Source organism: Plantibacter auratus (assembly GCF_050587365.1).
Classification (GTDB): domain Bacteria; phylum Actinomycetota; class Actinomycetes; order Actinomycetales; family Microbacteriaceae; genus Plantibacter; species Plantibacter auratus.
Genome location: NZ_JBOBFV010000006.1, coordinates 89318 through 114426, shown reverse-complemented (window position 1 = coordinate 114426; position 25109 = coordinate 89318). Strand labels below are relative to the sequence as shown.

The following is a 25109-nucleotide window of genomic DNA, read 5'->3' as shown; positions in this document are numbered from 1 at the left end:
CCGACAGTACGAGCCCGGTCAGATGAGAAATCGTCTGACCGGGCTTCTCTGTTTCCCGGGTTGGCGGTCCGCTGGGCTGGCGGGTTGCACATCCCGCTACCCCGACAGTACAAGCCCGGTCAGATGAGCAATCGTCTGACCGGGCTTCTCTGTTTCCCCGCGGAGAGGCCCGGTCCCTGAGCCTGTCGAAGGGCGGCACTTCGACAAGCTCAGTGACCGGCGGAGGGTGCTCAGTGACCGGCGGAGGGTGCTCAGTGACCGGCGGAGGGTGCGCGGGCCGGGGAGTCCCGGTCCCTGAGCCTGTCGAAGGGCAGTCGGGCCGGGTCAGACCACCGTGCGGCGGGGGAGGAGGGTCACGAGCGACGCTTCCGGCCGGCAGGCGAATCGCACTGGCGCGTAGATGGAGGTCCCGATCCCCGCCGACACGTTCAGATACGCCGAGCGCAGGGCATGCCGCCAGACGCTGAGCCCCTTCGCCTGCTGCCGGGGGATGTCGCAGTTCGTCACGAGTGCGCCGTAGCCCGGCACACAGACCTGGCCACCGTGGGTGTGCCCCGCGAAGATGAACTGCGCACCCTGCGTCACGAAGGCGTCGAGCACCCGCCGATACGGAGCGTGCATCACGCCGACCGTCACCGTGTGGGCCAGCGACGGGTCGTCGGTCTCCAACGTCTCGGCGTCCAGTCGCTCGTCGATGAGCGCCGTCAGCGTGTCCAGTCGGTCGAAGTGCTTGTGCGGGTCGTCGACGCCGAACAGGTCGAGGCGGGTGCCCCGGATCGAGATCTCACCGACCGCGTTGTTGAGGTCCATCCACCCGAGCTCGTCCATGAAGAACCGCTCGAGCGCAGCCGTGTCGAGCGTCGTCGGGGAGACGTGCTTCGAGGACGACTGCACGAAGTACTTGAACGGGTTCTTCGCACTCGGCCCGTAGTAGTCGTTCGAGCCGTGCACGAACGCGCCCGGGACACCGGCGAACACGGAGAGCGCGGCCCGGATCCCGTCGATGCCCTGCTCGTGCCCCAGGTTGTCGCCCGTGTTAATCACGACATCCGGTTGCAGATCGGCGAGTGACCGCAGCCAAGCCTGCTTGCGGCGCTGCCAGGGGGCCATGTGGAGATCGGACAGGTGCAGGACGGTGATCGGCTCGGCGTCGGGCGGGAGGACGGGAGCGGTCACCCTGCGGAGCGTGAAGGCGTTGCGCTCGACGATCGACGCGTATCCGAGGGTGAGGGCCCCGAGGCCCGCCACAACGGCTGCCGCCGTACCGAGTCTGCCGCCGGTGCTCATGGATGCCGCCATCGATCGTCTCCTCCTCGGTCGTCGAGTGGTGCCGACCGTCCCACGAGCGTACCGGTAGCCCCTCCGAAGACGCCCGGAGGGGAGCCAGGCGCAGACGACGGAGGGCCCGATCGAATACCGATCGGGCCCTCCGTGCTCGCGTCAGGACGCTAACAGCTGGTCTTCGAGACCGTCACCGTCACCTTGCCGTCCTTGCGCGCTGCGGTACCGGCTGGTGGATCGACGCCGGTCACCTTCGGTGTCGTGGCAGCGGGATCGACCGCGCATTTCTGACCCACGTTCGTGAACCCGGCGCCCTGGATGGCCGCCTTCGCCGCGTCGAAGTTGCCCGCTCCGCTGACGTCGGGGACGACGCCCAGGAGCCCGTTGCTCGTGTAGACCGTGACGATGGAGCCCTTCGGCACCGTGCCGGACGGGTTGGTGCTCGCCGCCTGGCCGGCCGGCAGGGCGGAGTCGCCCGCGCCACCGTTCTCGAAACCGAAGCCGGCGTCCTCGAGGAGCTTCTGCGCCTCTTCGATGGTCTTCCCGGCCACGTCGGGCACCTGGACCGACTGGCCGTTGATGAGCGACGGGTCGGGGTCGCCGAATGCGTCGCCGCCGAACTTCGCGTTGGCGGTCGCCATGACCCGCGGCCAGATCTTGTGACGGATCGTCGCGGCCTGCCCGGCGTCGAAGTAGGTGCGCCGCAGGTTGACGTGGCCGGTCGCGTTGAAGACACCGACGACGGTCGCCGCCTTCGTGCTCGCGCCACTCATCCAGGTCGCCTCGTTGTTGTCGGTGGTACCCGTCTTGCCGATGAGCGGGATGCCGTCGCCGATGCGTGACGAGCTCGTCGTGCCGCCGTTGAACGTCGCCTGGAGTGCGACGTTCGCCGTAGCGGCGACGTTGGCTTCGAGGCCCTGCCGGCAGTTCGCCGGCGGAACGGGGATCTCGGTGCCGTCGGGCTTCACGACCCGGTCGATCGCGATCGGGTCGCAGGTGATGCCGCCCGAAGCGAAGGTCGCGAAGGCCGTCGCCATGCTGAGCGGAGCGACCTCGTTGGTGCCGAGGACCGTCGCCGGGGACTGCAGCAGCGGACCGCCGTCGGCGCGATGGACACCCATCGACTCGGCCGTCTTACGGATGCCGCAGAGGTCGAGCTGCTTCGCCATCGCGATGAAGCCGGTGTTGATGGACTGCTTCGTCGACTGGAGCGCGGTGTACTGGCCACCGTTGCCACCCTCGTCGTTGCCGGGGTTCCAGTCGGAACCGGCGTAGACCGTGCCGCCGTCGGCGCACGAGTCCTTGAACGTGCCCCACGGGGACCGTTTCCGGCCGTCGACGCCCTCGTTCAGGCCGTGCCCCTCTTTGAGCCATTCGGCGAGCGTGAAGGTCTTGTACGTCGATCCGGGTTGGAAGCCCGTGGACCCGCCGTAATCGACGTCGGTGTTGTAGTTGACCGCGGAGTAGTTCGCACCGGTGGCCAGGACGTCTGGGTCGTTCGAGTAGTCCTTGTTCTGGGCCATCGCGAGGATGCGGCCCGTTCCGGGCTGCACGGTGACGGACACAGCACCGATGTCGAGCTGGTCGCTCACCCGCGGGATGAGCTCGTCGATCGCCGCCTGTGCGGCACCCTGGACGTCGAGATCGAGCGTCGTGAACACGCTGTAGCCACCGCGGTTGAACGCGGCCCAGCGTTCGTCCTCCGTGGCGCCGAAGATCGGGTTGTTCTGGAACACCCGGGTGACGTAGTCGCAGAAGTAACCGGCTCCCGGGCTGACGTTGACGGCCGTCTGGCAGCCCGTGCTCGCCGGGTTGATGGTCGGCGTGATCGGCTGGCGGTACGCCCAGAAGTACTGCTCCTCGGTGATCTTGCCCTCCTTGATCATCTGATCGAGGACGTAGTTCCGCCGTTCGAGTGTGAGGGCGTACCCGTTGGCCGCGCCGTTCGTCTCGCTGTCGGGCCGGTCGAGGCGCAGCGTCTCCGGGTTGTTCACGATCGCCATCAGCGCGGCGGCCTGCTCGAGGTTCAGGTTGGCGGCAGTCGTCGCGAAGTAGTAGTTGGCTGCGGCCTCGATGCCGTAGGTGCGACCGCCGAACCCGGCGATGTTGAGGTAGCCGCGCAGGATGTCCTGCTTGCCGTAGCGCTTCTCGAGGCCGATGGCCATGCGCATCTCCTTGAGCTTGCGCTCCGGGGTCGCCTTCGTCGCCTCTTCGTACGCGGCCTTCATCTTGGCCTCGTCGGTGATGGCCTCGGCCTTCTGCACGAGCACGTTCTTCACATACTGCTGGGTGATCGACGAACCACCCTGCAGGTCGCGTCCCGTCGCGCTGATCGCGACGGCGCGGATGGTACCGGTGAGGTCGACACCGCCGTGCTCGTAGAAGCGCGGGTCCTCAGCCGAGATCGCCGCGTCCTTGACGAACTGGTTGATCTGGTCCCAGCCGACCTCGATGCGGTTCTGCTGGTAGAAGGACGCGAGCAGCTGCGGGTTGCCTGCGCTGTCGGTCGCGTAGATGCTCGACTTCTGCGCCAATTCGTCGAGGGCCAGGTAGTCGGGCAGACCGTCGAACACGTTGATCGTGCTGTTGGTCGCGATCCCGGTGACGGCGAGTGCCGGCGTGACCGTGGCGGTGACGAGGACACCCGCTGCGACGCTCAGCCCGAGAAAGCCGAGGAAGCCGCCGAGCACACCGGTGGCCGTGCGATGTTGTTGAGGCATGGATCGATGCTAAGCGACAATCCTGAAAAAGGCCCGCTCAGCGACGCGTTGAAACCCGATCGTTGCCGCCGGGCGACCCGGGGCGGCTGCCGGTCTGCGTTCGACCGACAGCCGCGGACGATCATCCGGGTGCGCCGTTCCCGTTCCCGTTCCCGGCGCCGCCGCCGTTCCCGTTGCCGTTCCCCGGCGCCGCAGGCCCGCCGTCCTCGCCGGTCCCATCGGTGTCCCCGCCGTCACCCGGAGCCGGTGTCGGCGCCTCGCTCGGTGCCTGCGTGGGGTCGGCCGTGGGCGTCGGGGTCGGTGTCGAGTCCTCGCCGCTGCTGCCGGAACCGTCGCCCTGCAGCGTGGCGCGATCCGCCTCGGGGAAGTCACCGCCCGGGTACTTGGCGAGCGCGGCGGACATGACCGCCGGCCAGATGTAGTGCCGCATGGAGGCCACCTGGGTGCCGCCGATGTAGGTGTCGCGGAGGTTGACGTGTCCGCTGACGTTGAAGGTGCCGACGACCGTCGCGACCGTCGTGCTCGCGCCGCTCATCCAGGTCGCCTCGGCGTCGTCCGTGGTCCCGGTCTTGCCGATCAGCTCACCGACGCCGTCGGTGCGGGCACCCGAGGCGGACGCGGTGCCGTTGGAGACGACGCCCTGGAGGACGTCGTCGGCCGCGGCCGCCACCTTCGCATCGACGGATTGACGGCAGTTCGCCGAGGGGACCTCGGCGGTGGAACCGTCGGGCTTCGTGATCGAGTCGATCGCGATCGGGTCGCACGTCTTGCCGCCGGCGGCGAGCGTCGCGAAGGCGGTCGCCATGCTCAGCGGAGCGACCTCGTTGGTGCCGAGCACGGTCGCGGGGGAGTTGTTCAGGGGCGCGCCGTCGGCACGGTGCACGCCCATCGACTCAGCGGTCTTGCTGATGTCGCAGAGGTCGAGCTCCTGCGCCATCGCGATGAACGCGGTGTTGATCGACTGCTGCGTGGCCCGTCTCACGGTGTAGGACCCCGATTCGCCCTCGTCGTTCCGCGGACTCCATCCGGCCTCCGCCTGCTCCGTCCCACCCGGGACGCAACTGTTGGTGAAGGTGCCCCAGTCGGATCTGCGGTTCGCGTTGATCGACTCGTTGACGCCCTTGCCCGACTTCAGCCAGTCCGTGAGCGTGAAGATCTTGTACGTCGAACCGGGCTGGAAGCCGGCCGAGCCGCCGTACGCCTGATCGGTGTTGTAGTTGATGGCGCTGTAGTTGGAGCCCGTCGCGAGGACGTCGGGATCCTGCGAGTAGTCCTTGTTCTGGGCCATGGCGAGGATCCGCCCGCTCCCTGGCTGCACGCTCACCGAGACGGCACCGAGGTCGAGTTCAGTGGTCGTCTTCGGGACGTATTCGTCGATGGCCGCCTGCGAGGCGCTCTGGAGGTCGAGGTCGAGGGTCGTGAAGACGCTGTACCCGCCGCGCTTGAAGTTCGTCCACCGTTCGTCCTGTGTGGCGCCGAAGATCTCGTTGTTCTGCAGCACGTTCGTCACGTAATCACAGAAGTAGGCGGACGACCCGGCCGCGGAACAGCCGGTGACGGGAGGCACGATCGTCGGCGTGATCGGGATCGCCACGGCGGTGTCGTGCTGCTCCTTGGAGATCTTCTGCTCCTTGAGCATCTGGTCGAGGACGTAGTCCCGTCGCGTCTTCGTCAGGGCGTAGCCGTTGGCCGCGCCGTTGTCGGCGCTGTCGGGCTTGTCGATCCTGAGGTTCTCGGGGTTGTTGACGATCGCCAGCAGCGTCGCCGCCTGCTCCAGCGTGAGGTTCGCCGCCGTGGTGTTGAAGTAGTAGTTGGACGCCGCCTCGATCCCGTAGACGCGTCCGCCGAAGCCGGAGATGTTGAGGTACCCGCGGAGGATGTCCTCCTTGCCGTAGGTCTTCTCGAGACCGATCGCGAGTCGCATCTCCTTGAGCTTGCGCTCAGGGGTCGTCGCGGTCGCCTCCTCATAGGCCGCATCGCTCTCCGCCTTGTCGGGGATCGCCTCGGCCTTCTGCACCAGGACGTTCTTCACGTACTGCTGTGTGATGGAGGAGCCACCCTGCGTCGAGCCGCCGGCGGCGTTGTTGACGACCGCTCGGACGGTGCCCGCGAGGTCGATGCCACCGTGGTCGAAGAAGCGGGGGTCCTCGGCCGAGACCGCGGCGTCCTTCGCGAACTGGGAGATCTGGTCCCAGCTGTCCTCGATCCGGTTCTGGTCGTAGAAGGAGGCGAGGAGCACCGGGTTGCCGGCGGAGTCCTTGGCGTAGATGCTCGACTTCTGGGCGAGCGAGTCGAGCTGGAGGTAGTCGGGGAGGCCGTCGAAGACGGAGATGCCCGTGGAGGTGGCGAGACCGGTCATCGCGATGGCAGGGGTGACCGCGGCGGTGGCGAGCACACCGGCGGCGACGCTCAAGCCGACGAAGCCGAGGACGCTCTGCGCGACCGTCTTCGCGGGGGTACGTGGTTCAGGCATAGGATCGAAGGTAAGCGGGGAAACTGTGAGCGAGCTTCACTTGGGGCTCGCCATGAAGATCCCCTGCGCCTCCGCCTCTCCGTGCGGAGCGCCCGATCGAGGAGAGACATGACCCGCTGGGAGTACCTCACCACGCCGTTGATGATCCACAACACGGCTGCCATCCTGAACAACTGGGGCGGGGAGGGTTGGGAGCTCGTCCAGGTCGTCACCGGTCCGGAGGGTGGGCTCGTCGCCTACCTCAAGCGCCCCATCGCCGACTGACCCGACGTCCCGGAGGAACCCCCATGTCCCAGATCGCCGACCGACTCGCCGAGCTCGGTATCACCCTGCCAACCGTCGTCCCGCCCGTCGCCGCCTACATCCCCGCGGTGGTCTCCGGCGAGCACGTCTTCACCTCGGGCCAGCTGCCCATGACCGACGGCAAGCTCCCCGCCACCGGCAAGGTGGGTGAGGGCGACGGACTCGTCTCGCCTGCGGACGCCAAGACCTACGCCCGGACGTGCGCCCTCAACGCGCTCGCCGCGGTGGAGAGCCAGATCGGTTCGCTCGACCGCGTCACCCGCATCGTGAAGGTCGTCGGCTTCGTCGCCTCCGACCCGGCGTTCACCGGCCAGCCCGGCGTCATCAACGGTGCGTCAGAGGTCCTCGGCGAGATCTTCGGCGACCTCGGCGTGCACGCCAGATCCGCCGTCGGCGTCGCCGTGCTCCCGCTCGACTCGCCCGTCGAGGTGGAGCTCATCGTCGAGTTCGCATAGCGCGCGGCGTCACAACAGGAGATCCGCTCCGCAGTAGGAGAACGTAGCCACGTTCATCCTGCTGCCGAGCGGATCTCCTGCGTTCACCACTGATGCCTGCCTTGCGCGATCGCGTCTGAGATCTCGCGCTCGACGAGTGTCCACTCGTGCATGACCTGCTGGTAACTGAACCGTAGGACGGTGTGGCCGGACAGCGCGAGACGGCGATCCTGCGCGAGATCGCGGCTCCGTTGTGACGCATCCTGATGAGGGGCGTGTCCATCGAACTGCAAGATGAGGCGTTCGCCGATGAGTCCGTCGACCCGGTGACCGTCGACCACGACCTGCTGGCTCATGTGGATGCCGATCCGCGCGAGACGGATGCGCGGTATCGACTCGATGCCTGAGTCGGAGAGGTGGCTGACACGGTCGATCACTCTTCTGAACCGTCGGGAACGGATCGGCATGAGCCTGAGTCGGTCGAGGTCGGCATCGCCGACGCGGACAGCCGATTCGAAGACCGCGAGCGCGCGTTCGAACGGTTGGCACTCGGCGATGTGGACGAGCGCATTCACCGGTGGCTGCACCAGTGTGCGGGTGGACACTGGTGCCGGTGTCGCGCTCCAATGGAGCCGCAGCCCTGCTTCAGTCGTCGCCGTAGACGTCGAGGCCACCGAGAGATGGACGAAGCCGTCAGCCAGGTTCCACCAGCCGCGACGACCGGCGATCGTCAGACACGTCAATCGTCCTCCGCGCGTCGCCGCGAAGAGGAGTTGAGGATCACACGCCTCGGTCACGAGCCAGTTACGTCTCACAACTCGGACCGAGCCTGATTGCTTTGCTCGTTCGATGCCGTGCTTGGTCGCTCCGGCATCGAGCGCGTCGAGCCGATGCACGATCCCGTCGCGCCGGTCGATCCACGGGGTGAGGTCCATCACCTCAGCTTCGCGGGCCGGGCGCGGCCACATGCTCCACTCAGGCGTGCTGGGGACGAGGTGCCCGCGAGTCTGCCCTGTGGAGCACAGGAGATACGCCCCGCAGCAGGACCAACGTGACTACGTTCTCCTGCTGTGGAGCGGATCTCCTGCTGCGGAGCAGCGAGGACCTACGTGCTCTTCACCATCTTGTCGGTGATGATCTGCATGACCGTGGTGTCGGCGAGCGTCGTGGTGTCGCCCACCTCGCGGCCCTCGGCCACGTCGCGCAGGAGACGGCGCATGATCTTGCCGGAGCGCGTCTTCGGCAGTTCGTTCACGAGGTAGACCTCGCGTGGGCGGGCGATCGGACCGATCTGTTCGCCGACCCAGCTGCGGAGTGCCCCGGTGATGTCCGCGAGTCCGGACGCCTGCTCGAGGTGTGACTCCTTGATGATGACGAAGGCGACGACCGCCTGCCCGGTGGTCTCGTCGGCCGCACCGACCACGGCGGACTCGGCCACCATCTCGTTGGCGACGAGCGCCGACTCGATCTCAGCGGTCGAGAGTCGGTGCCCGGAGACGTTCATGACGTCGTCGACGCGGCCGAGCAGCCAGACGTCGCGGTCCGAGTCGAGTCGGGCGCCGTCGCCGGCGAAGTAGAACGGGCCGCCCTCGACGTCCCAGAACTTCTCCCAGTAGGTCTCCTTGAACCGCTCGGGGTCGCCCCAGATGCCGCGGAGCATCGACGGCCAGGGCTCGGTCACGACGAGGAGTCCGCCGCCGCCGGCGCCGACCGCGTCACCGGCGTCGTCGACGACGTCGATGGCGATGCCCGGGATCGGGACCTGCGCGCTACCGGGCTTCGTCGACGTCACACCGGGAAGGGCCGACACCATGATCGCCCCGGTCTCCGTCTGCCACCAGGTGTCGACGATCGGCGCGACCTTGTTGCCGATGATCTTGCGGTACCACATCCACGCCTCGGGGTTGATGGGCTCACCCACCGAGCCGAGCAGGCGGAGTGACGACAGGTCGAACTGCTTCGGGATCTTCCGCCCGAGCTTCATGAAGGAGCGGATCGCCGTCGGGGCCGTGTAGAAGATGCTCACGCCGTACTTCTCGATGATCTCCCACCAGCGTCCCGGGTGCGGGGCGTCCGGCGTGCCCTCGTAGAGCACCTGCGTCGCGCCGTTCGCGAGGGGTCCGTAGGTGACGTAGCTGTGACCGGTGATCCAGCCGATGTCGGCCGTGCACCAGTACACGTCGGTCTCGGGGTGCAGGTCGAAGACGTTCTTGTGGGTGAACGCCGTCTGCGTCAGGTAGCCACCCGAGGTGTGCAGGATGCCCTTCGGCTTCCCGGTGGTGCCGGAGGTGTAGAGGATGAAGAGCGGCTGCTCGGCGGGGAACGGCTGCGCGTCGTGCTCGGGTTCGGCGTCGGCGATGGCCTCGTGCCACCAGAGGTCGCGTCCGGCCGTCCAGTCGACCTCGTTCTCGCCGCGACGGACGACGAGCACGTGGTCCACGGTCGCCTGCTCGGGCAGCTCGCCGCGGCTCGCGAGCGCCGCGTCGACGGCGGGCTTGAGTGCGGAGACCTTGCCCTTGCGGTAGCCGCCGTCGGCGGTGATGACGAGCTTGGCCTCCGCGTCGTCGATGCGGGAGCGCAGGCTGTCCGCGCTGAACCCGCCGAAGACGACCGAGTGGACCGCTCCGATGCGCGCGACGGCGAGCATCGAGACGATCGCCTCCGGGATCATCGGCAGGTAGATGGCGACCCGGTCGCCGGCTTCGACGCCGAGGCTGGTGAACAGGTTGGCCGCGCGCTTGACCTCTGCCGTGAGCTCGGCGTAGGTGATCGTGCGGCTGTCGCCGCGCTCGCCCTCCCAGTGGAGGGCGACGCGGTCGCCGTTGCCGGCCTCGACGTGCCGGTCGAGGCAGTTGTAGGCGACGTTCAGCTCGCCGTCGTCGAACCAGGTCGCGAAGGGTGGGTTCGACCAGTCGAGGGTCTTCGTGAACGGCTTGCTCCACGTGAGCAGTTCGCGGGACTGCTCGGCCCAGAAGGCGAGCCGGTCACTCGACGCCCGCTCGTAGAGCTCGGCGCTGGCGATCGCCTGCGCGGCGAACTCCTCCGACGGTGGGAATCGTCGGTCTTCGTGCAGCAGGCTGTCGATCTGAGTGCTCATCGTGTGTGTCTCGCTCCCTTGCGAATCCGCGTTCCTGACTCGACCTGCCGAGGCGGGTCGAGTCCGTGCCATGCACGAGCGTAGCGCGTTCTCGGTTGCGGGTTTGTCACTCATCCGAACAAATTCACGGGCCCAGTCTGTGAATGATCTGGGCATGGTAGGGAAACCACTCGATCTGGGGTCGTCTGAGTGCTTGTGTTCCCCGTTCACTGGCGTACACTTGGACCCGGCCGAATACACATTCGTGCATGCAGTGCCAGCGATTCCCCCCAATCCGGCACTGTAGAGGCGGCACCCATTCCCCCCAATGGGTGCCGCCTTCTTCTGTCTCAGGCGCCGGCTGCAGCCGGCCGCTGGTGTGTATTCGAATATTGCTTATAGTTCGGCCACTATCAGCTCTATGCTTCTGGGATGACCGATCTCCTCCTGGCCGTCGTCGTCGACATCGTCGGTTCCCGCCGTCTCGACGATCGCACCCGCGCTCAGCGTGCGATCCAGGACGTCTTCCTCCAGGTGGAGGCCACCTGGCCCGCCGAGCAGCCGCTGCGTCCCACGGTCGGCGACGAGTTCCAGGTCGTGTACGCGGACGTCGCGACCGCACTGCGGGCCACCACCCTCGCGCGACTCCTGTTCCCTGCGGAGGTCGACTGCCGGTTCGGCCTCGGCTGGGGCGAGGTCACGGACATCGACGCCGGCCAGGACGCCATCATCCAGGACGGTTCCGCCTGGTGGCGGGCCCGAGCCGCCATCGACGAGGCGCATCGGCGGGAGGACAAACGTCAGCCGTACCTGCGATCGTGGTTCGAGGGCGAATCGCCCCAGGACGGAGACGCCATCGTGAACGCACTCCTCACCCTGCGCGACCACACGATCGATCAGATGCGGAACCCCCGACAGCGACAGCTCGCCGCGGGTGCACTCCTCGGCCGGTCGCAGGAGTCGATGGCGGCCGACGTCGGCATCTCGCAGTCCGCGGTGTCGCAGAACCTGCAACGATCAGGCGGCGCCGCGCTCGTCTCGGCCCTCGACCTGCTCGCCGGAGCGCCGATTCGATGATCACGGCCGTCCTGCTGCTCATGATCGGGGTCGCCGACATCTGTCGTGGACTGATCCCGGGCCCGCGCTGGTCGCCGGCGATCGGGCTGGTGGTCGTCTGGCTGTTCGCCGTGTTGGGGCTCGGGCTCGACTGGTGGTGGCCGACACTGACCGGCCTCGTCGCCCTCGGGTGGATGGTGACCATGCCGTCCTCGGACACCTCGCGACCACGCGGGCTCTGGCCCGTGCTGCTGCTCGGTCTCCTCGTCGTCTCCGCCACACTCGTGTTCGGGGCGGGAGGGACGGCCGACAGCCCCGCTGCACAGGTCTACGCGGGCTTCCACCTCGGCGTGCTGCAGGAGGTGCCCCTTGCCCTCGCCGTCGCAGGCGGGTCGACGCTCGTCTTCCTCATGCGGAGCAGCAACCTCATCGTGCGGGCGTCGCTGCGCCGCGCCCGTGAGGACGATGAGCCGCAACCGACCGTGACGCCCGCCTCCGCCTGGACGGTCAGGATCCGCGGTCGAGAGTTGGGGAGCGTCGAGCAGGGCGGCACGCCGCTGCGTCCGACGACGCAGCTGCTCGGTGGGCGCCTCATCGGCCCGCTCGAACGGGTCTTCATCGTCGTCCTCGCGCTGAGCGGCACCGGCATGGTGATCGCCGCCCTCGTCGCGGCCAAGGGCATCGTGCGCTTCCCGGAGATATCCGAGGATCGCGGGGTCGGCGGCAAGGCGGAGGAGTTCCTCGTCGGCAGCTTCACGAGCTGGGCGATCGCCGCTGCCGCGGTGCTCTACCTCTGGGTGATCGCGGCCGGGTGAGGCGCCACGGGGTCCCGCGTCGGTTCACGCGGGACCCCGTGTCTCATCGCTGCTCGAGGAACGCCGCGAGCTGCTCCTGATCGGGGTACGACGCCTGGGCGCCGGCCCCGGTCGCCGCGTAGCTGCCGACGGTCGATGCGAATCGAGCCGCGTCGACGAGTTCGTCACCGGCAGCGAGTCGCAGCGCGAGGGCGCCCATGAACGCGTCGCCGCAGCCGGTGGTGTCGACGGCGTCCACCGTCGGCGACGGAACCGACGCCGGGTCGGCCTCGCCGTCGATCACGACACTGCCCGCGGCCCCGGTCGTGACGACGGCTCGTCGGATGCCGTGGCTGCGCAGTGCCGTGGCGGTCGCCTCCCACCCGGCCTCCTCCGGGTCGACCCCAGCGAGGTCGGCCGCCTCGTGCTCGTTCACGAGGAGGACACCGGTCGCCTGGAGGAGCTCCTCCGGCACCGGACCGTAGGGGGAGAGGTTGAGGAGCACGAGCGCGCCGGCCGCAGCACCCCGCCGGGCCGTCTCGACCACGGTGTCGATCGGCACCTCGAGGCACAGGCAGACGACGCCGGCACCGTCGAGCGCCGTCCACGCCTCGCTGATCCGATCCGGCGTGAGGGTGCCGTTCGCCCCGGGCGACACGATGATCGTGTTCTCCCCGGCGTCGTCGACGGTGATGACCGCGGTGCCCGTCGCGACGTCGTCACGTCGGGCGATTCGGGAGACGTCCACTCCGGAGCTCGAGAGCGACTCGAGCAGGAGGGATCCGTGCGCGTCGTCGCCGACCGCGCCGACCATGGTGACGTCGCCGCCGAGTCTGCCCGCGGCGACGGCCTGGTTGGCGCCCTTGCCGCCGGGGATGACGGCGAGTTCGGATCCCGTGAGCGTCTCCCCGGGCTGCGGGAAGCGTGCTGTGCGGACGACGAGGTCCGCGTTCAAGGATCCGACGACGACGATGCGTGGACTCTGCATGGTGACCTTCCTAGGCTGCCGAGGCGGTCTCGGACGGGCGGACCTCGGCGCCCGCGGGCTTCGGGATGAGGAACGACACCAGCAGGGCGACCGCGGTGATGCCCGCGCCGACCAGCATGGCACTCGTGTACCCGGCCGTCGACGTCCCTCCGGCAGGTGCGACGGCGATCTGGACGGCGGGGAGGACGACGAAGCTGAGGCCGGCGCCCAGGTTGAAGGCGCCCGCGTTCAGTCCGGGCAGGAAGCCCGGGTTCTCCTTCGGCGACAGGACGATGCCCAGCCCGTTGAGCATGATGTTGCCGATGCCCGCGTAGGTCGCACCGATGAGGACGGTCGTCGCGATGAGCACGGGGAGCGAGTGCACACCGACGAGCGCCATGATGACGATCGAGACGATGCTGCCGATGAGGCCGATGCGGAGCACGTTCAGGTAGCCGAGCGTTGGCGCGAGACGACCGGCGAACGGGCCGACGAGCCAGCCGACGAGGGCGTACGGCGTCAGGAACGCGAGGGAGGCGAGGTCGGCCTCCATGCTGAATCCCGCGTCGGCGTTCTGGGCGATCGAGGTGACGAGGCCGTTGGCGACGGCGAAGACACCGGTCATCGTGAGCAGCGTCGTGAGCAGGAGTGCCCAGGTGCTCCGCTGGCGGAGGTACTTCGTGGCGACCAGCGGTTCGGCGACGCGGTTCTCGACGGTCCAGAAGATCGCGAACGCGACGAGGGCGAGGACGATGAACCCGCCGACGAGCAGCCAGTTCGCCGCTGCGAGCTTGCCGGCCTCGTTGAACGCGGTGAGCAGGGCGGCGATCGACACGACGAGCGGGAGCACGCCCCACCAGTCCATCCTCGTGCCCTTCGAGGGCTGCGAGTTCGCGGCCCACAGGACGACGAAGACGATCGCGACGGCTGCGACGACGGCCATGGTCCAGAAGACGGACCGGAAGCCGTGGTTCGTGACGAGCCAGCCGCCGGCGAGGGCGTCGATCCCGGCGATGCCGCCGTTGACCGCGGTGATGAGGCCCATCATGGCGCCGTACCGCTTCGGGTCGGTGACCTCGGCGCGCAGCATGAGCAGGGTGATGGGCACGACCGGCCCGGACACGCCCTGGATGATGCGGCCGACGAACAGCATCTCGACGTTCACGGCGAGGGCTGCGACGACGGTGCCGACGAGCATGATGACGAGCATCCCGGCCAGGACACTCTTCCGGCCGATGATGTCGCTGAGGCGGGGGAGGAAGACGGAGAACAGTGCGGCGGTGGTGAAGAACATCGTCTGCGAGAGGCCGATGGTGGCGTCGTCGGTCTGCAGCTCACGCGCCATGCTCACGAGCGCGGGGCTCAGCATGCTGGCGTTCAACTGGAAGGCGACGCAGGCGGCGAGCAACGCCGTCATGAGGGCGCCGATGCGGACGGCGGGCTTCGTGGAGTTCAGGAGGTCGCTCACAGCTCGATCTCCCCGATGTTCTCGAGGGCGTCGGTGACGAGGCCCCAGAAGCGTGCGTGGTCGAGTTCGGTCGCGGCCCAGGTGCTGCAGTCGTCCGGAGCCGGGCTGCGGAAGTCGGCGACCGTCATGCCGAGGGTGAGCGTGCCCGTGAGTTCGATGTCGATCGGCACTTTGACGGTCCGCACGATCGTCGGGTCGATCACGTAGGCGACCGCGCACGGGTCGTGCACGGGCGGACTGTCGAAGCCCTGCGCGTCCTTGTAGGTGGTGCCGAAGTACTCGAGCAGCTCCTCGACGAAGCGTGCCGGGCCGGTGCCGATCGCAGCGATCCGCTCGACGACCTCCGGGGTGGCGAGGGCCTGGTGCGTGAGGTCGAGGCCGACCATGACGACGGGCCAGCTCTCGTTGAAGACGATGTGCGCGGCCTCGGGGTCGATCTTGATGTTGAACTCGGCCACCGCCGACCAGTTGCCGACGTGGTACCCGCCGCCCATGAGGACGACCTCCTTGACGCGCTCCACGATGCGCGGCTCCTTGCGGGCTGCGAGGGCGATGTTCGTCAGGCCGCCGGTCGGGACGAGGGTGATCTCGCCCGGCTCGTGCGACATGACGAGGTCGATGATGAGGTCGATCGCGTGCCGGTCGTCGAGGGCGATCGCGGGTTCGGGGAGGGCGGGGCCGTCCATGCCCGATTCGCCGTGGATGTCCGGCGCGTTCTCGAGCGGGCGCACGAGCGGGCGGTCGGCACCGGCGGCGAACGGCACGTCGGTGATCCCGGCGATGCGGGCGACGGCGAGGGCGTTCCGGGTGACCTTCGGCAGCGTCTGGTTGCCGACGACGGTCGTGACGGCGAGCAGCTCGATCTCGGGGTTGCCGTGTGCCAGGAGGATCGCGATGGCGTCGTCGTGGCCTGGGTCGCAGTCGAGGATGATCTTGCGGGGCATGGTTCTCCACATCGTTGGGGTGCTGGGGGAAGCGGGTGACACGGCACGTAAAGCGCTTCAGGTCCGCCGGGAGCAGCCTACGTCAAGCGCTTTAGGTTCGCCAAACCGGGTCGTTCGGCCCAGGGTTCCGCGGCCCCGATACGATCGACGGGTGCCCCTCGAACCGAACGATCCCCAGCCACGCGCCGCCCGTCGCGTGACTGCGGCGATGGTGGCGGAGCGAGCCGGGACGTCGGTCGCGACCGTGTCGCTCGTCGCCAACGGCAAGGATGCCGGGCACGTCTCGGCACAGAACGCCGAACGGGTGCGCCAGGCGATCGCGGAGCTCGGCTACGTCGCCGACCACGCCGCGCGGGCGCTCGCGAGCGGGTCCAGCAACCTGGTCGTCTTCGTGACGCCGGATGCGTCGAACCCCTACTTCGGTGCGGTGATCCGGGGGCTCAGGGCTGGCCTCGGCGACGCGTACCAGCTGCTCGTGTCGGTGACCGGGGAGGGCGACGTGCCGACGGCGGCGGCGCTCGGCCGACTCGCGGCCCTCCGACCGGCCGGGGTCGTGGTCGACGCGCCGAGCGAGGCCTTCCTGGACGAGCTCCGGCTCGACACCGCGCTCGTGTTGCTCGACGCACCCCGCCTTCCGAGGACCACGGCGGAGGCCGCGTCCGGTGCAGTCGCCGCCGACCGACGCGCCGTCTCCGTCGACTTCGACCTCCTCGGCGGTGTCCGAGCGCTCCTCGACCACCTCCACGTCCTGGGGCACCGGCAACTCGGGTACCTCGGCGGTCGCACGGCGACGGACACGTTCCTCCTGCGTCGACTGCTGCTCGAGCGCGAGGCCGCCGTGCGCGGGATGCGGGTGCACGCGGATGATCGCGCGGAGAGCATCATCGACCTCGAAGCGGCGGCCGCGGCGTTCGTCGACAGCTGGCCGCGGTGGCGCGACGCCGGCGTGACCGCGCTGGTCTGCGCGACCGACACGCACGCGTACGGGGTGCTGCAGTCGGCGCGGGCGATGGGCATGCCGGTGCCGGGGGAGCTCGCGGTGGTCGGGTTCGACGACCTGGCGTCGTCGGTGGTGAGCGACCCGCCGTTGACGAGCGTGCGATTGCCCGGCGAGGCGCTCGGTCGGGCGGGCGCCGAGCAACTCCTCGCCCGGATCGAGGGCCGGACGGTGGCACCCGCCCCGGTGATCGGTGCGGACCTCGTCATCCGCGCCTCGACGATCGGTCGCTGAGGCGCACGGAGGTTCGCCGACGACGCTCCACAAGCGACGTCGGTCGCGTGAGCTTGCGAGGTCCGCGCCTCCGCGCCTCGGGGTTCGAGCCAGGGCTTCTACGCTCGCCGCATGTCCGATCGCTTCGTCGTCTCCGTCCCACCCGATGCCGCCTCTCCTGATTCTCCGGAAGCGACGGTCGACGCCGAACCCGCTGGTGCAGCCGAGTCGCGCGGGGTCACGGCGCTCGCCGACTTCGGAGCTCTTGCTCCCTACCTCGCCGATCCGGGGGTCACCGATCTCTTCGTGAACGGTTCGTCCGGCCTCTGGCTCGACCACGGTGCCGGGCTCGTCCGCGAGGCGGGGTGGCGCTCCGATGAGGCGACCATCCGAGCGCTCGCGGTGCGCCTGGTGGCGAGGGGTGGGAGGCACGTCGACGAGGCGACCCCGTGCGTCGACGTGCGTCTGCAGGACGGGGTGCGGGTCCATGTGGTCCTCCCGCCGGTGTCGACCCGGGGGACGTTGCTGTCCATTCGGGTGCCGCGTGACGAGGCGCTCGGGTTCGATGCGTTGCAGGCCGCCGGGATGTTCCCGGCGACGGTCGCCGAGCTGCTGCGCGAGGCCGTCGCCGCTCGGACGAACATCCTCATCACCGGTGCGGGTGGCTCCGGGAAGACGACGCTCCTCGGCGCCCTGCTCGGCCTAGCCTCGCCCGTCGAGCGGCTCGTCGTGATCGAGGACGTCGCGGAGTTGCGGATCCTCCACCCGCATGTCGTCGCCCTCCAGTCGCGCCAGGCCAACCTGGAGGGGGCCGGCGGCATCGACCTCGAACGCCTCCTGCGCGAGGCCCTCCGCATGCGTCCGGACCGGCTCGTCCTCGGCGAGTGCCGGGGGCCCGAGGTGCGCGAGCTGCTGTCGGCGCTCAACACCGGGCACGACGGTGGTGCCGGCACCCTCCATGCGAACTCCGTGACCGACGTGCCCGCCCGCTTGGAGGCGCTCGGTGCGCTCGCCGGCATGAGTCAGGAGGCCGTCGCCCGTCAGGCGACGAGCGCGATCGGACTCATCGTGCATCTGGCACGGCTCCCGGTCGGCCGGCAGGTGGTCGCGGTCGGCCGTCTCCTGATCGACGAACACGACCGCCTCTCCGTCGAGGAGTTGCCGTGATGCCGCCACGGGTCCTGCGGCGGGTGCTCGCGGCGCTTCCCGGCGCGGCTCCGCCCGATGACGACGGTCCCGCCCGCGTGGCGCGCACCACCCGTCGTCTGGCCGTGCTCCTGGGTGCCGGCGTCGCACCCGGCAGTGCCTGGAGGCATCTCGCTCTGGAGGCGGACGCCGATGCGCGAACGCGGTCAGCCACGGTGTCCGTCGGCCTCGCGACGGATGAACCGGACGACGAAGGCGGTACGACGAGCGATCATCGGGCCGACGCGACGGTGCTGTCCGCGGTGGCCGATGCTGCAGCGCACGGCGGCGACCTGCCGGCGGCGATCGCCGCCATCGCTGATCAGGAGACGGGTGCTGGCGCACGCACAGCCTGGGCGGGGTTGGCCGCCGCTTGGCAGGTCGCTGCGATCAGCGGCGCACCGCTCGGCGTCTGTCTGCGCGACCTCGCCGGGTCGCTGCGCGAGTTGGACCGCATCGGTCGGGACGTCGGCACGGCGCTCGCCGGACCGTCCGCGACGGCGAGGCTGGTGCTCTGGTTGCCGCTCGTCGCCGTCCTCCTCGGGATGGCCCTCGGCTTCGACACACTGCGGACGCTCTTCGCGACGCCTCCTGGGCTCTGTTGTCTCGCGGCCGGTGTGGCGTTCCTCATCGTCGGTGCGCGCTGGAGTTCGGCGCTCAGCGCACGGGCGGCGAGGCGCGACCCCGCACCGGGGTTGTCGCTCGACCTCGTCGCGGTGGCGATGGCGGGTGGGGGAGCGGCGCCGGCGGCCCGGTCGATGGTCGAGGAGGCGTGCGAGCGGTTCACCGTCCCCTACGACGGTGCCACGATCACGAGCGTCCTCGCGCTCTCTGCCAGGGCCGGGATCCCCGCCGGTGAGCTGCTCCGCAGCGAGGCGGAGCAGCAGCGTGATCAGGCGCGGTCCGACGGCGAGCGGGCTGCAGCCATCCTCGCGACCCGCCTCATGATCCCGCTCGGGGTCTGCATCCTGCCGGCCTTCCTCCTCGTCGGTGTGGCTCCGCTCCTCCTCAGCGTGGTCACGTCGACGACGCTCGGGTTCTGACGATCCGGTCGACGCGGACCTGCCTTGCTCCGATCGCGAGACTGCTTCAGCCGCGGGAGCGTGGGAGTGCGCGCCAGCAGCGTGCACCGATGAGCACGGCGACGGCGATGATCACGATCGGCACGAGGATCCACGCGACGTCACCGGACCAGCCGACGCCGATGCCATCCTCGTTGGCGAAGGCGAGCACGTCGACGAAGAAGAACCGTGCGTGCGCTTCATCGAGCGTCGACTGCTCGACCACGGCGAGCATCCCGAGGGTGAACAGGGCGAACGAGAACCAGTAGGCGAGGATCGCGACGCCGCCCCAGATGACCCCGATCGACCAGGTCGGTCGTAAGCGGGCCGGGTCGTCGGCGTAGCGGGCGGCCAGAGCGCGTGGTGAGCCGAGGTCGGCCACGGCGATCGTCATCGGTCGCTGATCGACCGAGAGCTCGTCCCGGAGTGAACGGATGATCGAACGGCGTTCCCGGCCCGTGACCACGGCTTCGAGGTGCCAGTCGAGGCGCTGCAGGTACGAGTCTCGTCGCCAGCGGTCCGCGACGCTCAGTCCGCGTGCAGCGCGCTCGGCGAGCAGGTCGTCCGCTGTGGGGCGCTTCTGGTCGATCATGCTGATGCTCCTTCAGGGTCGATTCCTCGTTCGGCGATGTCGGTCATCGCCCTCCAGCGGGCGATGGCGTCGAGCCTCGCCGTGTCTCCTCGTTCGGTGATCGCGTAGTACTTCCGTGCTGGGCCGCCCGAGGAGGCGACCCGACGCGCGGTCACCAGTCCGTCGCGTTCGAACCGGCTGAGGACCGGGTACACGACGCCGGTCGCCAGATCGGCCAGGCCGAGAGCTCGGAGCCGCTCGACGAGCTCGTATCCGTAGGTCTCGCCGCGGTGCACGGTGGACAGGATGAGCATCGGCAACACGCCTCGGAGGAGTTGCGAGTCGCGCGCCGGCAACTGTTCATCCATGACTATTACTCAAGCATGAATAGCTACTGGGTGCAAGGCGAGTTCGCTCCACAACCGGCCGGTCGACGCGGCCCGTCGCCGACGTCGACCCCGCTCGCGCGTCGTTGGACGCGGTCGCCGAACATGGAGGTGTTCGTGCCACGAGCGCAGCACTTCGGTGCGGGGAAGGAACATCATGATCACGATCGGTCGTCGAGTCGAGCAGCGTGTCACGCGCGAGGTGCGGCGCGTCCTGCGGGACGAACGGGGGTCCGCCACGGCGGAGTACGCGGTGGCCACGATGGCGGCCGTCGGGTTCGCCGGGCTCCTCGTCGCCATCCTCCGCGGAGACGAGGTGCGGGGCATCCTCACCGACCTCATCCGACGAGCCCTGACGGCGAACGGTTGAGCCGTGCGGCTGAAGGTACCGACGTGCCGTTCGGAGGAAGGCGCGGTGACGACGGAGTTCGCTGTCGTCGTCCCGGCCGTCGTCCTCGTGCTGGCCATGGGACTCTCCGCGGTGCAGGTGGGGCTGACCCAGCTCCGTGCGACCGACGCAGCGGCCGACGCCGCCCGGAGCCTGGGGCGAGGCGACGACGCCGGGACCGCGGCGGGTCGGGTCGCGCGCGTCCTGCCGGGGGCCACCATGACGAGTGGCGTGGAGGGCGACCTCGTCTGCGTGCGCGTCGACGCCGTCGGCGGGTCCGGCCTGGCCGGCGTCGTCCCGGTGTCGGCATCCTCATGCGCCATGGGCGGCGGCCGATGAGCGTGAGGTGGCGCCGCCTGGTCCTCCGCGCGGCGCGAGACCTGCGCGACGAGACCGGAGCAGGGTCGGTTCTGGCGGCAGGCATCCTCGGGGCGCTGGTCGCCGTCCTCCTGGCGACGCTGCCCGTCGTGACGTTGTTCGCCGCTCATCAGCGAGCGGCCAACGCGGCTGACGCAGCCGCGTTGGCGGCAGCCGACACCGCGTCCGGTCGTCTCCCAGGCTTCCCCTGCGAAACTGCTCGCATGGTCGCGGCGCGCAATGCGGCGTCGCTCGGCACCTGCAGTGTGGAGGGCGTCACCGTCCTCGTCGACGCCACTGTCGACACGGCCTTCGGCGCCATCACGGTCGCCGCGAGAGCCGGACCTCCTCCGGAGGCGTCCGGCGCCGTCATCGGGGTGCCCGCGACCGCCACCTATTAAGAGGTAGCGGTGCGATCGGTCAGCCCTGACCGGAGTCGGTCGTGAAGACCGCCTCCAGGAAGCGGTAGTCGACGGCGCTCGGGGCGCCGGAGTCGTCGTACTCCTCGCCGGTGGTCCGGGCGTACCGGTAGACCTTGCCGGCGGTGCCGCTCGGCACGTCGACGGTGGGCGTCGGTGATCCGTGGTCGCTGAGTCGGGCGCTGATCGTCTTGCCCTCCAGTGGACCGTCTGTCAACTTCACGGTGTAACTCGTCTGGGTACTCATGGCAGACATTCTGCTCCGAACGCCGCAGAACGCAAGGGGATGGACACGCGCGTGGCCGCCCCACGATTGGACAAGCGTGCTGTGCACGTGTGTATGGTGTGCCTGATGGAAGGAGCCTCGTGGCAGGCAAGAAACTCGTGATCGTAGAGTCACCGACCAAGATGAAGTCGATCGCCGGATATCTCGGTGACGACTACGAGGTGCTGTCCTCGGTCGGTCACATCCGCGACCTCATCGAGCCGAAGAACCTTCCCGCCGAGCTCAAGAAGGGCTCGCTCGGCAAGTTCTCGGTCGACGTCGACAACGGCTTCGAGCCGTACTACGTCGTCTCCGACGCGAAGAAGAAGACCGTCGCGGACCTCAAGCGCGCACTCAAGAACGCCGACGAACTCCTCCTCGCGACTGATGAGGACCGCGAAGGCGAAGCCATCGCGTGGCACCTCCTGCAGGTCCTGCAGCCCAAGGTCCCCGTCAGCCGCATGGTCTTCCACGAGATCACCAAGGACGCCATCCTCGCCGCGAAGGACAAGACGCGGCCCCTCGACACCGACCTTGTCGACGCCCAGGAGACCCGCCGCATCCTCGACCGTCTCTACGGGTACGAGATCTCGCCCGTGCTTTGGCGCAAGGTCGGCCCCGGGCTGAGCGCCGGACGCGTGCAGTCCGCCGCCACCCGACTCGTCGTCGACCGGGAGCGGGAGCGCCTCGCCTTCCGCGCCGCCTCCTACTGGGACGTCATCGCCCGCTTCCTCACCGAAGCCGACGCCACCGGAGCGCCCTTCACCGCACGTCTCGTCCGGCTCGACGGCGACCGCGTCGCCACCGGCCGCGACTTCGACGACCTCGGACAGCTCAAGGGCAGTGCCGTCCCGCTCGACGAGCAGCGGGCCACGGCGCTCGCCGCAGCACTCGAGCAGTCGAAGGCGACCGTCCTCTCCGTCGAGTCCAAGCCGTACTCCCGCCGGCCGGCGGCTCCCTTCACGACCTCCACGCTCCAGCAGGAGGCCGGTCGCAAGCTCCGCTTCTCCGCTCGCCAGACGATGAGTGTCGCGCAGTCGCTGTACGAGAACGGTTACATCACGTACATGCGTACCGACTCGCCGTCGCTGAGCAAGCAGGCGATCGACGCGGCGCGGAAGCAGGCTGCTGCCCTCTACGGTGCCGAGACGGTGCCCGACAAGCCGCGCCTGTACAGCGGCAAGAGCAAGAACGCGCAGGAGGCGCACGAGGCGATCCGTCCCTCGGGCGACACCTTCCGCACGCCGTCCTCGCTCTCCTCCACGCTCCGCGGCAACGACTTCAAGCTGTACGACCTGATCTGGAAGCGCACCGTCGCAAGCCAGATGGCCGACGCGAAGGGCTCCACGGCGACGATCACGCTCGAGTCGAAGACCGACGTCGGCCGCGCCGAGTTCACCGCGTCCGGCACCGTCATCACCTTCCGTGGCTTCCTCGCCGCCTACGAAGAGGGCCAGGACGAGGACCGCAACTCCCAGGACGACGCGTCCGAGGCGAAGTTGCCGCCCCTCACCGAAGGCCAGCAGCTCGGCATCGAGGACCCGGAGGCGAAGGGGCACGAGACCTCGCCGCCCCCGCGCTACACCGAAGCTAGCCTCGTGAAGCGGCTCGAGGAGCTCGGCATCGGCCGACCGTCCACGTTCGCATCGATCATCTCCACGATCATCGATCGTGGCTATGTGACGCAGCGCGGCCAGGCGCTCATCCCCAGCTGGGTGGCGTTCAGTGTCGTCCGTCTCCTGGAGGAGTACTTCGAGGAGCTCGTCGAGTACGACTTCACCGCTGAGATGGAGAACGACCTCGACCGGATCGCCGGTGGCTCGGTCGACCGCGTCGACTGGCTCAAGGGCTTCTACTTCGGCGACGATTCGGGTCGCGGCCTGCGTCAGGTCATCGACAACCTCGGCGACATCGACGCCCGCCGCATCAACTCGATCGTCATCGACGACGGGGTCACGCTCCGCATCGGCAAGTACGGCCCGTACCTCGAGGTCACGCCCGACGGTCCGCCGCCGGCCGAAGGAGAGGAAGCCCCGACGCCGCGTCGGGTCAACCTCCCCGAGGACCTCGCGCCCGACGAGCTGACGCCCGCGAAGGCGCACGAGCTCATCGACGCACCCGTCGTCGGCGATCGCGTCATCGGCGTGAACCCGACGACCGGCAAGGAGATCGTCGCGAAGGACGGACGCTTCGGCCCGTACATCACCGAGGTCGACCCAGAGCCCGAGGCGGAGCTCTCCGTCGACACGGCGACCGGCGAGGTGACCGAGCCGGCAGCGGGTGCCAAGAAGAAGGCCCCCGCCAAGAAGAAGGCGGCGGCCGAGAAGCCGCGCACCGCATCGCTCTTCAAATCGATGGACCTCGCGACCATCGACCTCGAGACCGCGCTCAAGCTCCTCGACCTGCCTCGCGTCGTCGGTGCCGATCCTGAGTCCGGCGAGGAGATCCTCGCGCAGAACGGTCGCTACGGTCCGTACCTGAAGAAGGGCACCGACACCCGGTCGCTCACCTCCGAGGACGACATCTTCGCGGTCGACCTCGCCGGTGCCGTCGAGCTGTTCGCCCAGCCCAAGTACGGAGCCCGGAAGGCGTCGAGCGCCCTCAAGGAGTTCGAGGCCGACCCAGAGAGCGGGAAGCCGATCAAGATCAAGGACGGACGCTTCGGCGCCTACGTGACCGACGGCGTGACCAACGCGACGATCCCTCGTGGCGAGGAGGTCGACGACGTCGACTTCGAGCGAGCGGTCCAGCTCCTCGCGGACAAGCGCGCGAAGGGCCCGGCGAAGCCGAAGGCCGGTCGCAAGGCTCCCGCGAAGAAGGCACCTGCGAAGAAGGCTCCGGCCAAGAAGACCGCCGCGGCGAAGACGGGGACCGCCAAGACGGCGGCCACGAAGTCCGCTTCGGCCACGTCGACCGCCCGTTCGGAAGCGGCGAAGAAGGCTGCCGCGACCCGTGCTGCGAACAAGGCGGCTGCGGCGAAGGCCGACGCCGTCACGTGAGCGAGGGAGGACGCCCCCGGGGCCTGTTCATCACCCTCGAGGGTGGCGACGGTGTCGGGAAGTCGACGCAGGCGCGACTCCTGAGCGACTGGTTCGAGCAGCAGGGGCGGACGGTCGTCCGGACCCGTGAGCCGGGCGGCAGTGAGCTCGGTGTCGAGATCCGCGAGATCGTGTTGCATCACCGAGGCGACATCAGCCCGCGTGCCGAGGCCTTGCTCTACGCGGCGGACCGCGCACATCACATCGCCACCGTGGTGCGCCCGGCTCTCGCGAGGGGCGAGGTCGTCCTACAGGACCGGTACCTCGACTCGTCGGTCGCCTATCAGGGCAGCGGACGCGTACTCGACGCCGAGCAGATCCGCGGCATCTCCCTCTGGGCCGCCGAGGACCTCCTGCCCGACGTGACCGTGCTCCTCGACCTGGACGTCGCGGTCGCCCGCGGTCGTCTCGACAACGCCAACAAACGCTTCGACCGGCTCGAGGCGGAGGCGCAGGACTTCCACATCCGGGTGCGGGAGTCGTTCCTCGCCCTCGCGGCCGCGGAACCCGAGCGGTTCCTCGTCGTCGACGCCGCGCTCCCACCCGAGCAACTGGCCGCCGACATCCGGGCCCGCATCGCGCCGCTCCTCTGAGCGCACACTCTCCCGTTCCCTGAGCCCACACCCTTCCGGTCCCTGAGCCTGTCGAAGGGCACATCCTCCCGGTCCCTGAGCGCACACCGTTCCGACCCCTGAGTGCACACCGTCCCGGCC

The 25109-nt window shown here is 69.1% G+C and carries 23 protein-coding genes; 12 read left to right on the top strand and 11 right to left on the bottom strand.

Annotated elements, in window-relative coordinates:
• Positions 1 to 324: 324 nt before the first annotated feature.
• The 3 genes from ACQ3HE_RS19135 to ACQ3HE_RS19125 all read right to left on the bottom strand — a co-directional run bounded on the left by ACQ3HE_RS19135 (position 325) and on the right by ACQ3HE_RS19125 (position 6474).
• Positions 325 to 1299, bottom strand: a complete 975-nt coding sequence (locus ACQ3HE_RS19135) for a metallophosphoesterase (RefSeq protein WP_430893969.1) — start codon at positions 1297 to 1299, stop codon at positions 325 to 327.
• Positions 1300 to 1448: 149 nt separating this feature from the next.
• The gene (locus tag ACQ3HE_RS19130) at positions 1449 to 4001 is read right to left on the bottom strand and encodes a transglycosylase domain-containing protein (RefSeq protein WP_430893967.1); all 2553 of its coding nucleotides are present in this window, start codon (positions 3999 to 4001) and stop codon (positions 1449 to 1451) included.
• Positions 4002 to 4122: 121 nt separating this feature from the next.
• Positions 4123 to 6474 carry a transglycosylase domain-containing protein gene (locus ACQ3HE_RS19125; RefSeq protein ID WP_430893965.1) on the bottom strand — a complete coding sequence of 784 codons (2352 nt, stop codon included), beginning with the start codon at positions 6472 to 6474 and terminating at the stop codon, positions 4123 to 4125.
• 108 nt (positions 6475 to 6582) lie between these two features.
• Here ACQ3HE_RS19125 and sp36 point away from each other — a divergent pair, with 108 nt between their 5' ends.
• Together sp36 and ACQ3HE_RS19115 are read left to right on the top strand one after the other, a co-directional pair.
• A complete protein-coding gene (sp36, locus tag ACQ3HE_RS19120) occupies positions 6583 to 6738 on the top strand; it encodes a Sp36 family protein (RefSeq protein ID WP_162852301.1) in 156 nt (51 codons plus the stop codon).
• Between the two features lie 23 nt (positions 6739 to 6761).
• A complete protein-coding gene (locus ACQ3HE_RS19115) occupies positions 6762 to 7232 on the top strand; it encodes a RidA family protein (RefSeq protein WP_079706877.1) in 471 nt (156 codons plus the stop codon).
• An 83-nt stretch (positions 7233 to 7315) separates the two neighbouring features.
• Here ACQ3HE_RS19115 and ACQ3HE_RS19110 read toward each other — a convergent pair whose 3' ends face one another.
• Positions 7316 to 8146 (bottom strand): endonuclease domain-containing protein, encoded by an 831-nt coding sequence (locus ACQ3HE_RS19110; protein ID WP_430893963.1) that lies wholly within the window; start codon positions 8144 to 8146, stop codon positions 7316 to 7318.
• A gap of 170 nt (positions 8147 to 8316) precedes the next feature.
• Positions 8317 to 10308, bottom strand: a complete 1992-nt coding sequence (gene acs / locus ACQ3HE_RS19105; protein WP_430893961.1) for an acetate--CoA ligase — start codon at positions 10306 to 10308, stop codon at positions 8317 to 8319.
• Between the two features lie 411 nt (positions 10309 to 10719).
• On the opposite strand from acs, the gene ACQ3HE_RS19100 reads away from it, so the two are divergent.
• Both ACQ3HE_RS19100 and ACQ3HE_RS19095 read left to right on the top strand, forming a co-directional pair.
• Positions 10720 to 11364, top strand: coding sequence for a SatD family protein (locus tag ACQ3HE_RS19100; protein ID WP_430893959.1), 645 nt, complete (start codon positions 10720 to 10722; stop codon positions 11362 to 11364).
• Positions 11361 to 12158 carry a hypothetical protein gene (locus tag ACQ3HE_RS19095; RefSeq protein ID WP_430893957.1) on the top strand — a complete coding sequence of 266 codons (798 nt, stop codon included), beginning with the start codon at positions 11361 to 11363 and terminating at the stop codon, positions 12156 to 12158. The genes ACQ3HE_RS19100 and ACQ3HE_RS19095 overlap by 4 nt, the downstream gene beginning before the upstream one ends.
• A gap of 43 nt (positions 12159 to 12201) precedes the next feature.
• On the opposite strand, the gene ACQ3HE_RS19090 is transcribed toward ACQ3HE_RS19095, so the two are convergent.
• Genes ACQ3HE_RS19090 through uriH form a run of 3 tightly spaced genes read right to left on the bottom strand, consistent with a single transcriptional unit; the run spans position 12202 to position 15516 of the window.
• Positions 12202 to 13125 (bottom strand): ribokinase, encoded by a 924-nt coding sequence (locus ACQ3HE_RS19090; RefSeq protein ID WP_430893955.1) that lies wholly within the window; start codon positions 13123 to 13125, stop codon positions 12202 to 12204.
• A gap of 10 nt (positions 13126 to 13135) precedes the next feature.
• Positions 13136 to 14572 carry a uridine transporter UriT gene (uriT, locus tag ACQ3HE_RS19085; RefSeq protein ID WP_430893953.1) on the bottom strand — a complete coding sequence of 479 codons (1437 nt, stop codon included), beginning with the start codon at positions 14570 to 14572 and terminating at the stop codon, positions 13136 to 13138.
• On the bottom strand, positions 14569 to 15516 hold the full coding sequence (gene uriH / locus ACQ3HE_RS19080) for a uridine-preferring nucleoside hydrolase UriH (RefSeq protein ID WP_430893951.1): 948 nt from the start codon (positions 15514 to 15516) through the stop codon (positions 14569 to 14571). Before uriH ends, uriT begins: the two co-directional genes overlap by 4 nt.
• Positions 15517 to 15667: 151 nt before the next feature.
• Between uriH and ACQ3HE_RS19075 the strand changes: the two genes are divergently transcribed.
• From ACQ3HE_RS19075 to ACQ3HE_RS19065, 3 genes are all read left to right on the top strand, one after another.
• The gene (locus tag ACQ3HE_RS19075; protein WP_430893949.1) at positions 15668 to 16747 is read left to right on the top strand and encodes a LacI family DNA-binding transcriptional regulator; all 1080 of its coding nucleotides are present in this window, start codon (positions 15668 to 15670) and stop codon (positions 16745 to 16747) included.
• Between the two features lie 111 nt (positions 16748 to 16858).
• Positions 16859 to 17893, top strand: coding sequence for a TadA family conjugal transfer-associated ATPase (locus ACQ3HE_RS19070; RefSeq protein ID WP_430893947.1), 1035 nt, complete (start codon positions 16859 to 16861; stop codon positions 17891 to 17893).
• Positions 17893 to 18954 (top strand): type II secretion system F family protein, encoded by a 1062-nt coding sequence (locus tag ACQ3HE_RS19065; protein ID WP_430893945.1) that lies wholly within the window; start codon positions 17893 to 17895, stop codon positions 18952 to 18954. Before ACQ3HE_RS19070 ends, ACQ3HE_RS19065 begins: the two co-directional genes overlap by 1 nt.
• Positions 18955 to 19000: 46 nt before the next feature.
• Here the strand turns inward: ACQ3HE_RS19065 and ACQ3HE_RS19060 are convergent, their stop codons facing one another.
• Both ACQ3HE_RS19060 and ACQ3HE_RS19055 read right to left on the bottom strand, forming a co-directional pair.
• Positions 19001 to 19564, bottom strand: a complete 564-nt coding sequence (locus ACQ3HE_RS19060; protein WP_430893944.1) for a hypothetical protein — start codon at positions 19562 to 19564, stop codon at positions 19001 to 19003.
• Positions 19561 to 19911 carry a PadR family transcriptional regulator gene (locus ACQ3HE_RS19055; protein ID WP_430893942.1) on the bottom strand — a complete coding sequence of 117 codons (351 nt, stop codon included), beginning with the start codon at positions 19909 to 19911 and terminating at the stop codon, positions 19561 to 19563. Before ACQ3HE_RS19055 ends, ACQ3HE_RS19060 begins: the two co-directional genes overlap by 4 nt.
• A gap of 175 nt (positions 19912 to 20086) precedes the next feature.
• Between ACQ3HE_RS19055 and ACQ3HE_RS19050 the strand changes: the two genes are divergently transcribed.
• The 3 genes from ACQ3HE_RS19050 to ACQ3HE_RS19040 are packed head-to-tail and all read left to right on the top strand — an operon-like array spanning position 20087 to position 21075.
• Positions 20087 to 20299 (top strand): DUF4244 domain-containing protein, encoded by a 213-nt coding sequence (locus tag ACQ3HE_RS19050; RefSeq protein WP_079706885.1) that lies wholly within the window; start codon positions 20087 to 20089, stop codon positions 20297 to 20299.
• Positions 20300 to 20344: 45 nt separating this feature from the next.
• Positions 20345 to 20656 (top strand): TadE family type IV pilus minor pilin, encoded by a 312-nt coding sequence (locus tag ACQ3HE_RS19045; protein WP_430893940.1) that lies wholly within the window; start codon positions 20345 to 20347, stop codon positions 20654 to 20656.
• On the top strand, positions 20653 to 21075 hold the full coding sequence (locus tag ACQ3HE_RS19040) for an Rv3654c family TadE-like protein (protein WP_430893938.1): 423 nt from the start codon (positions 20653 to 20655) through the stop codon (positions 21073 to 21075). Before ACQ3HE_RS19045 ends, ACQ3HE_RS19040 begins: the two co-directional genes overlap by 4 nt.
• Positions 21076 to 21094: 19 nt before the next feature.
• Here the strand turns inward: ACQ3HE_RS19040 and ACQ3HE_RS19035 are convergent, their stop codons facing one another.
• Positions 21095 to 21340, bottom strand: a complete 246-nt coding sequence (locus tag ACQ3HE_RS19035) for a hypothetical protein (RefSeq protein ID WP_064294660.1) — start codon at positions 21338 to 21340, stop codon at positions 21095 to 21097.
• 161 nt (positions 21341 to 21501) lie between these two features.
• On the opposite strand from ACQ3HE_RS19035, the gene topA reads away from it, so the two are divergent.
• Together topA and tmk are read left to right on the top strand one after the other, a co-directional pair.
• Positions 21502 to 24357 (top strand): type I DNA topoisomerase, encoded by a 2856-nt coding sequence (topA, locus tag ACQ3HE_RS19030; RefSeq protein ID WP_430893971.1) that lies wholly within the window; start codon positions 21502 to 21504, stop codon positions 24355 to 24357.
• Positions 24354 to 24989, top strand: coding sequence for a dTMP kinase (tmk, locus tag ACQ3HE_RS19025; RefSeq protein ID WP_430893936.1), 636 nt, complete (start codon positions 24354 to 24356; stop codon positions 24987 to 24989). The genes topA and tmk overlap by 4 nt, the downstream gene beginning before the upstream one ends.
• Positions 24990 to 25109 lie beyond the last annotated feature (120 nt).

What these genes read in the sequence shown, in the direction of transcription:
- sp36 (WP_162852301.1), top strand. Translation starts at nt 6,583, where the DNA reads ATGACCCGCTGGGAGTACCTCACCACGCCGTTGATGATCCACAACACG.
- ACQ3HE_RS19035 (WP_064294660.1), bottom strand. Translation starts at nt 21,340, where the DNA reads ATGAGTACCCAGACGAGTTACACCGTGAAGTTGACAGACGGTCCACTG.
- ACQ3HE_RS19125 (WP_430893965.1), bottom strand. Translation starts at nt 6,474, where the DNA reads ATGCCTGAACCACGTACCCCCGCGAAGACGGTCGCGCAGAGCGTCCTC.
- ACQ3HE_RS19095 (WP_430893957.1), top strand. Translation starts at nt 11,361, where the DNA reads ATGATCACGGCCGTCCTGCTGCTCATGATCGGGGTCGCCGACATCTGT.
- ACQ3HE_RS19055 (WP_430893942.1), bottom strand. Translation starts at nt 19,911, where the DNA reads ATGGATGAACAGTTGCCGGCGCGCGACTCGCAACTCCTCCGAGGCGTG.
- ACQ3HE_RS19110 (WP_430893963.1), bottom strand. Translation starts at nt 8,146, where the DNA reads ATGGACCTCACCCCGTGGATCGACCGGCGCGACGGGATCGTGCATCGG.
- topA (WP_430893971.1), top strand. Translation starts at nt 21,502, where the DNA reads ATGAAGTCGATCGCCGGATATCTCGGTGACGACTACGAGGTGCTGTCC.
- ACQ3HE_RS19065 (WP_430893945.1), top strand. Translation starts at nt 17,893, where the DNA reads ATGCCGCCACGGGTCCTGCGGCGGGTGCTCGCGGCGCTTCCCGGCGCG.
- uriH (WP_430893951.1), bottom strand. Translation starts at nt 15,516, where the DNA reads ATGCCCCGCAAGATCATCCTCGACTGCGACCCAGGCCACGACGACGCC.
- ACQ3HE_RS19130 (WP_430893967.1), bottom strand. Translation starts at nt 4,001, where the DNA reads ATGCCTCAACAACATCGCACGGCCACCGGTGTGCTCGGCGGCTTCCTC.
- ACQ3HE_RS19060 (WP_430893944.1), bottom strand. Translation starts at nt 19,564, where the DNA reads ATGATCGACCAGAAGCGCCCCACAGCGGACGACCTGCTCGCCGAGCGC.
- ACQ3HE_RS19135 (WP_430893969.1), bottom strand. Translation starts at nt 1,299, where the DNA reads ATGGCGGCATCCATGAGCACCGGCGGCAGACTCGGTACGGCGGCAGCC.
- ACQ3HE_RS19115 (WP_079706877.1), top strand. Translation starts at nt 6,762, where the DNA reads ATGTCCCAGATCGCCGACCGACTCGCCGAGCTCGGTATCACCCTGCCA.
- ACQ3HE_RS19070 (WP_430893947.1), top strand. Translation starts at nt 16,859, where the DNA reads ATGTCCGATCGCTTCGTCGTCTCCGTCCCACCCGATGCCGCCTCTCCT.
- ACQ3HE_RS19090 (WP_430893955.1), bottom strand. Translation starts at nt 13,125, where the DNA reads ATGCAGAGTCCACGCATCGTCGTCGTCGGATCCTTGAACGCGGACCTC.
- ACQ3HE_RS19040 (WP_430893938.1), top strand. Translation starts at nt 20,653, where the DNA reads ATGAGCGTGAGGTGGCGCCGCCTGGTCCTCCGCGCGGCGCGAGACCTG.
- ACQ3HE_RS19100 (WP_430893959.1), top strand. Translation starts at nt 10,720, where the DNA reads ATGACCGATCTCCTCCTGGCCGTCGTCGTCGACATCGTCGGTTCCCGC.
- ACQ3HE_RS19050 (WP_079706885.1), top strand. Translation starts at nt 20,087, where the DNA reads ATGATCACGATCGGTCGTCGAGTCGAGCAGCGTGTCACGCGCGAGGTG.
- acs (WP_430893961.1), bottom strand. Translation starts at nt 10,308, where the DNA reads ATGAGCACTCAGATCGACAGCCTGCTGCACGAAGACCGACGATTCCCA.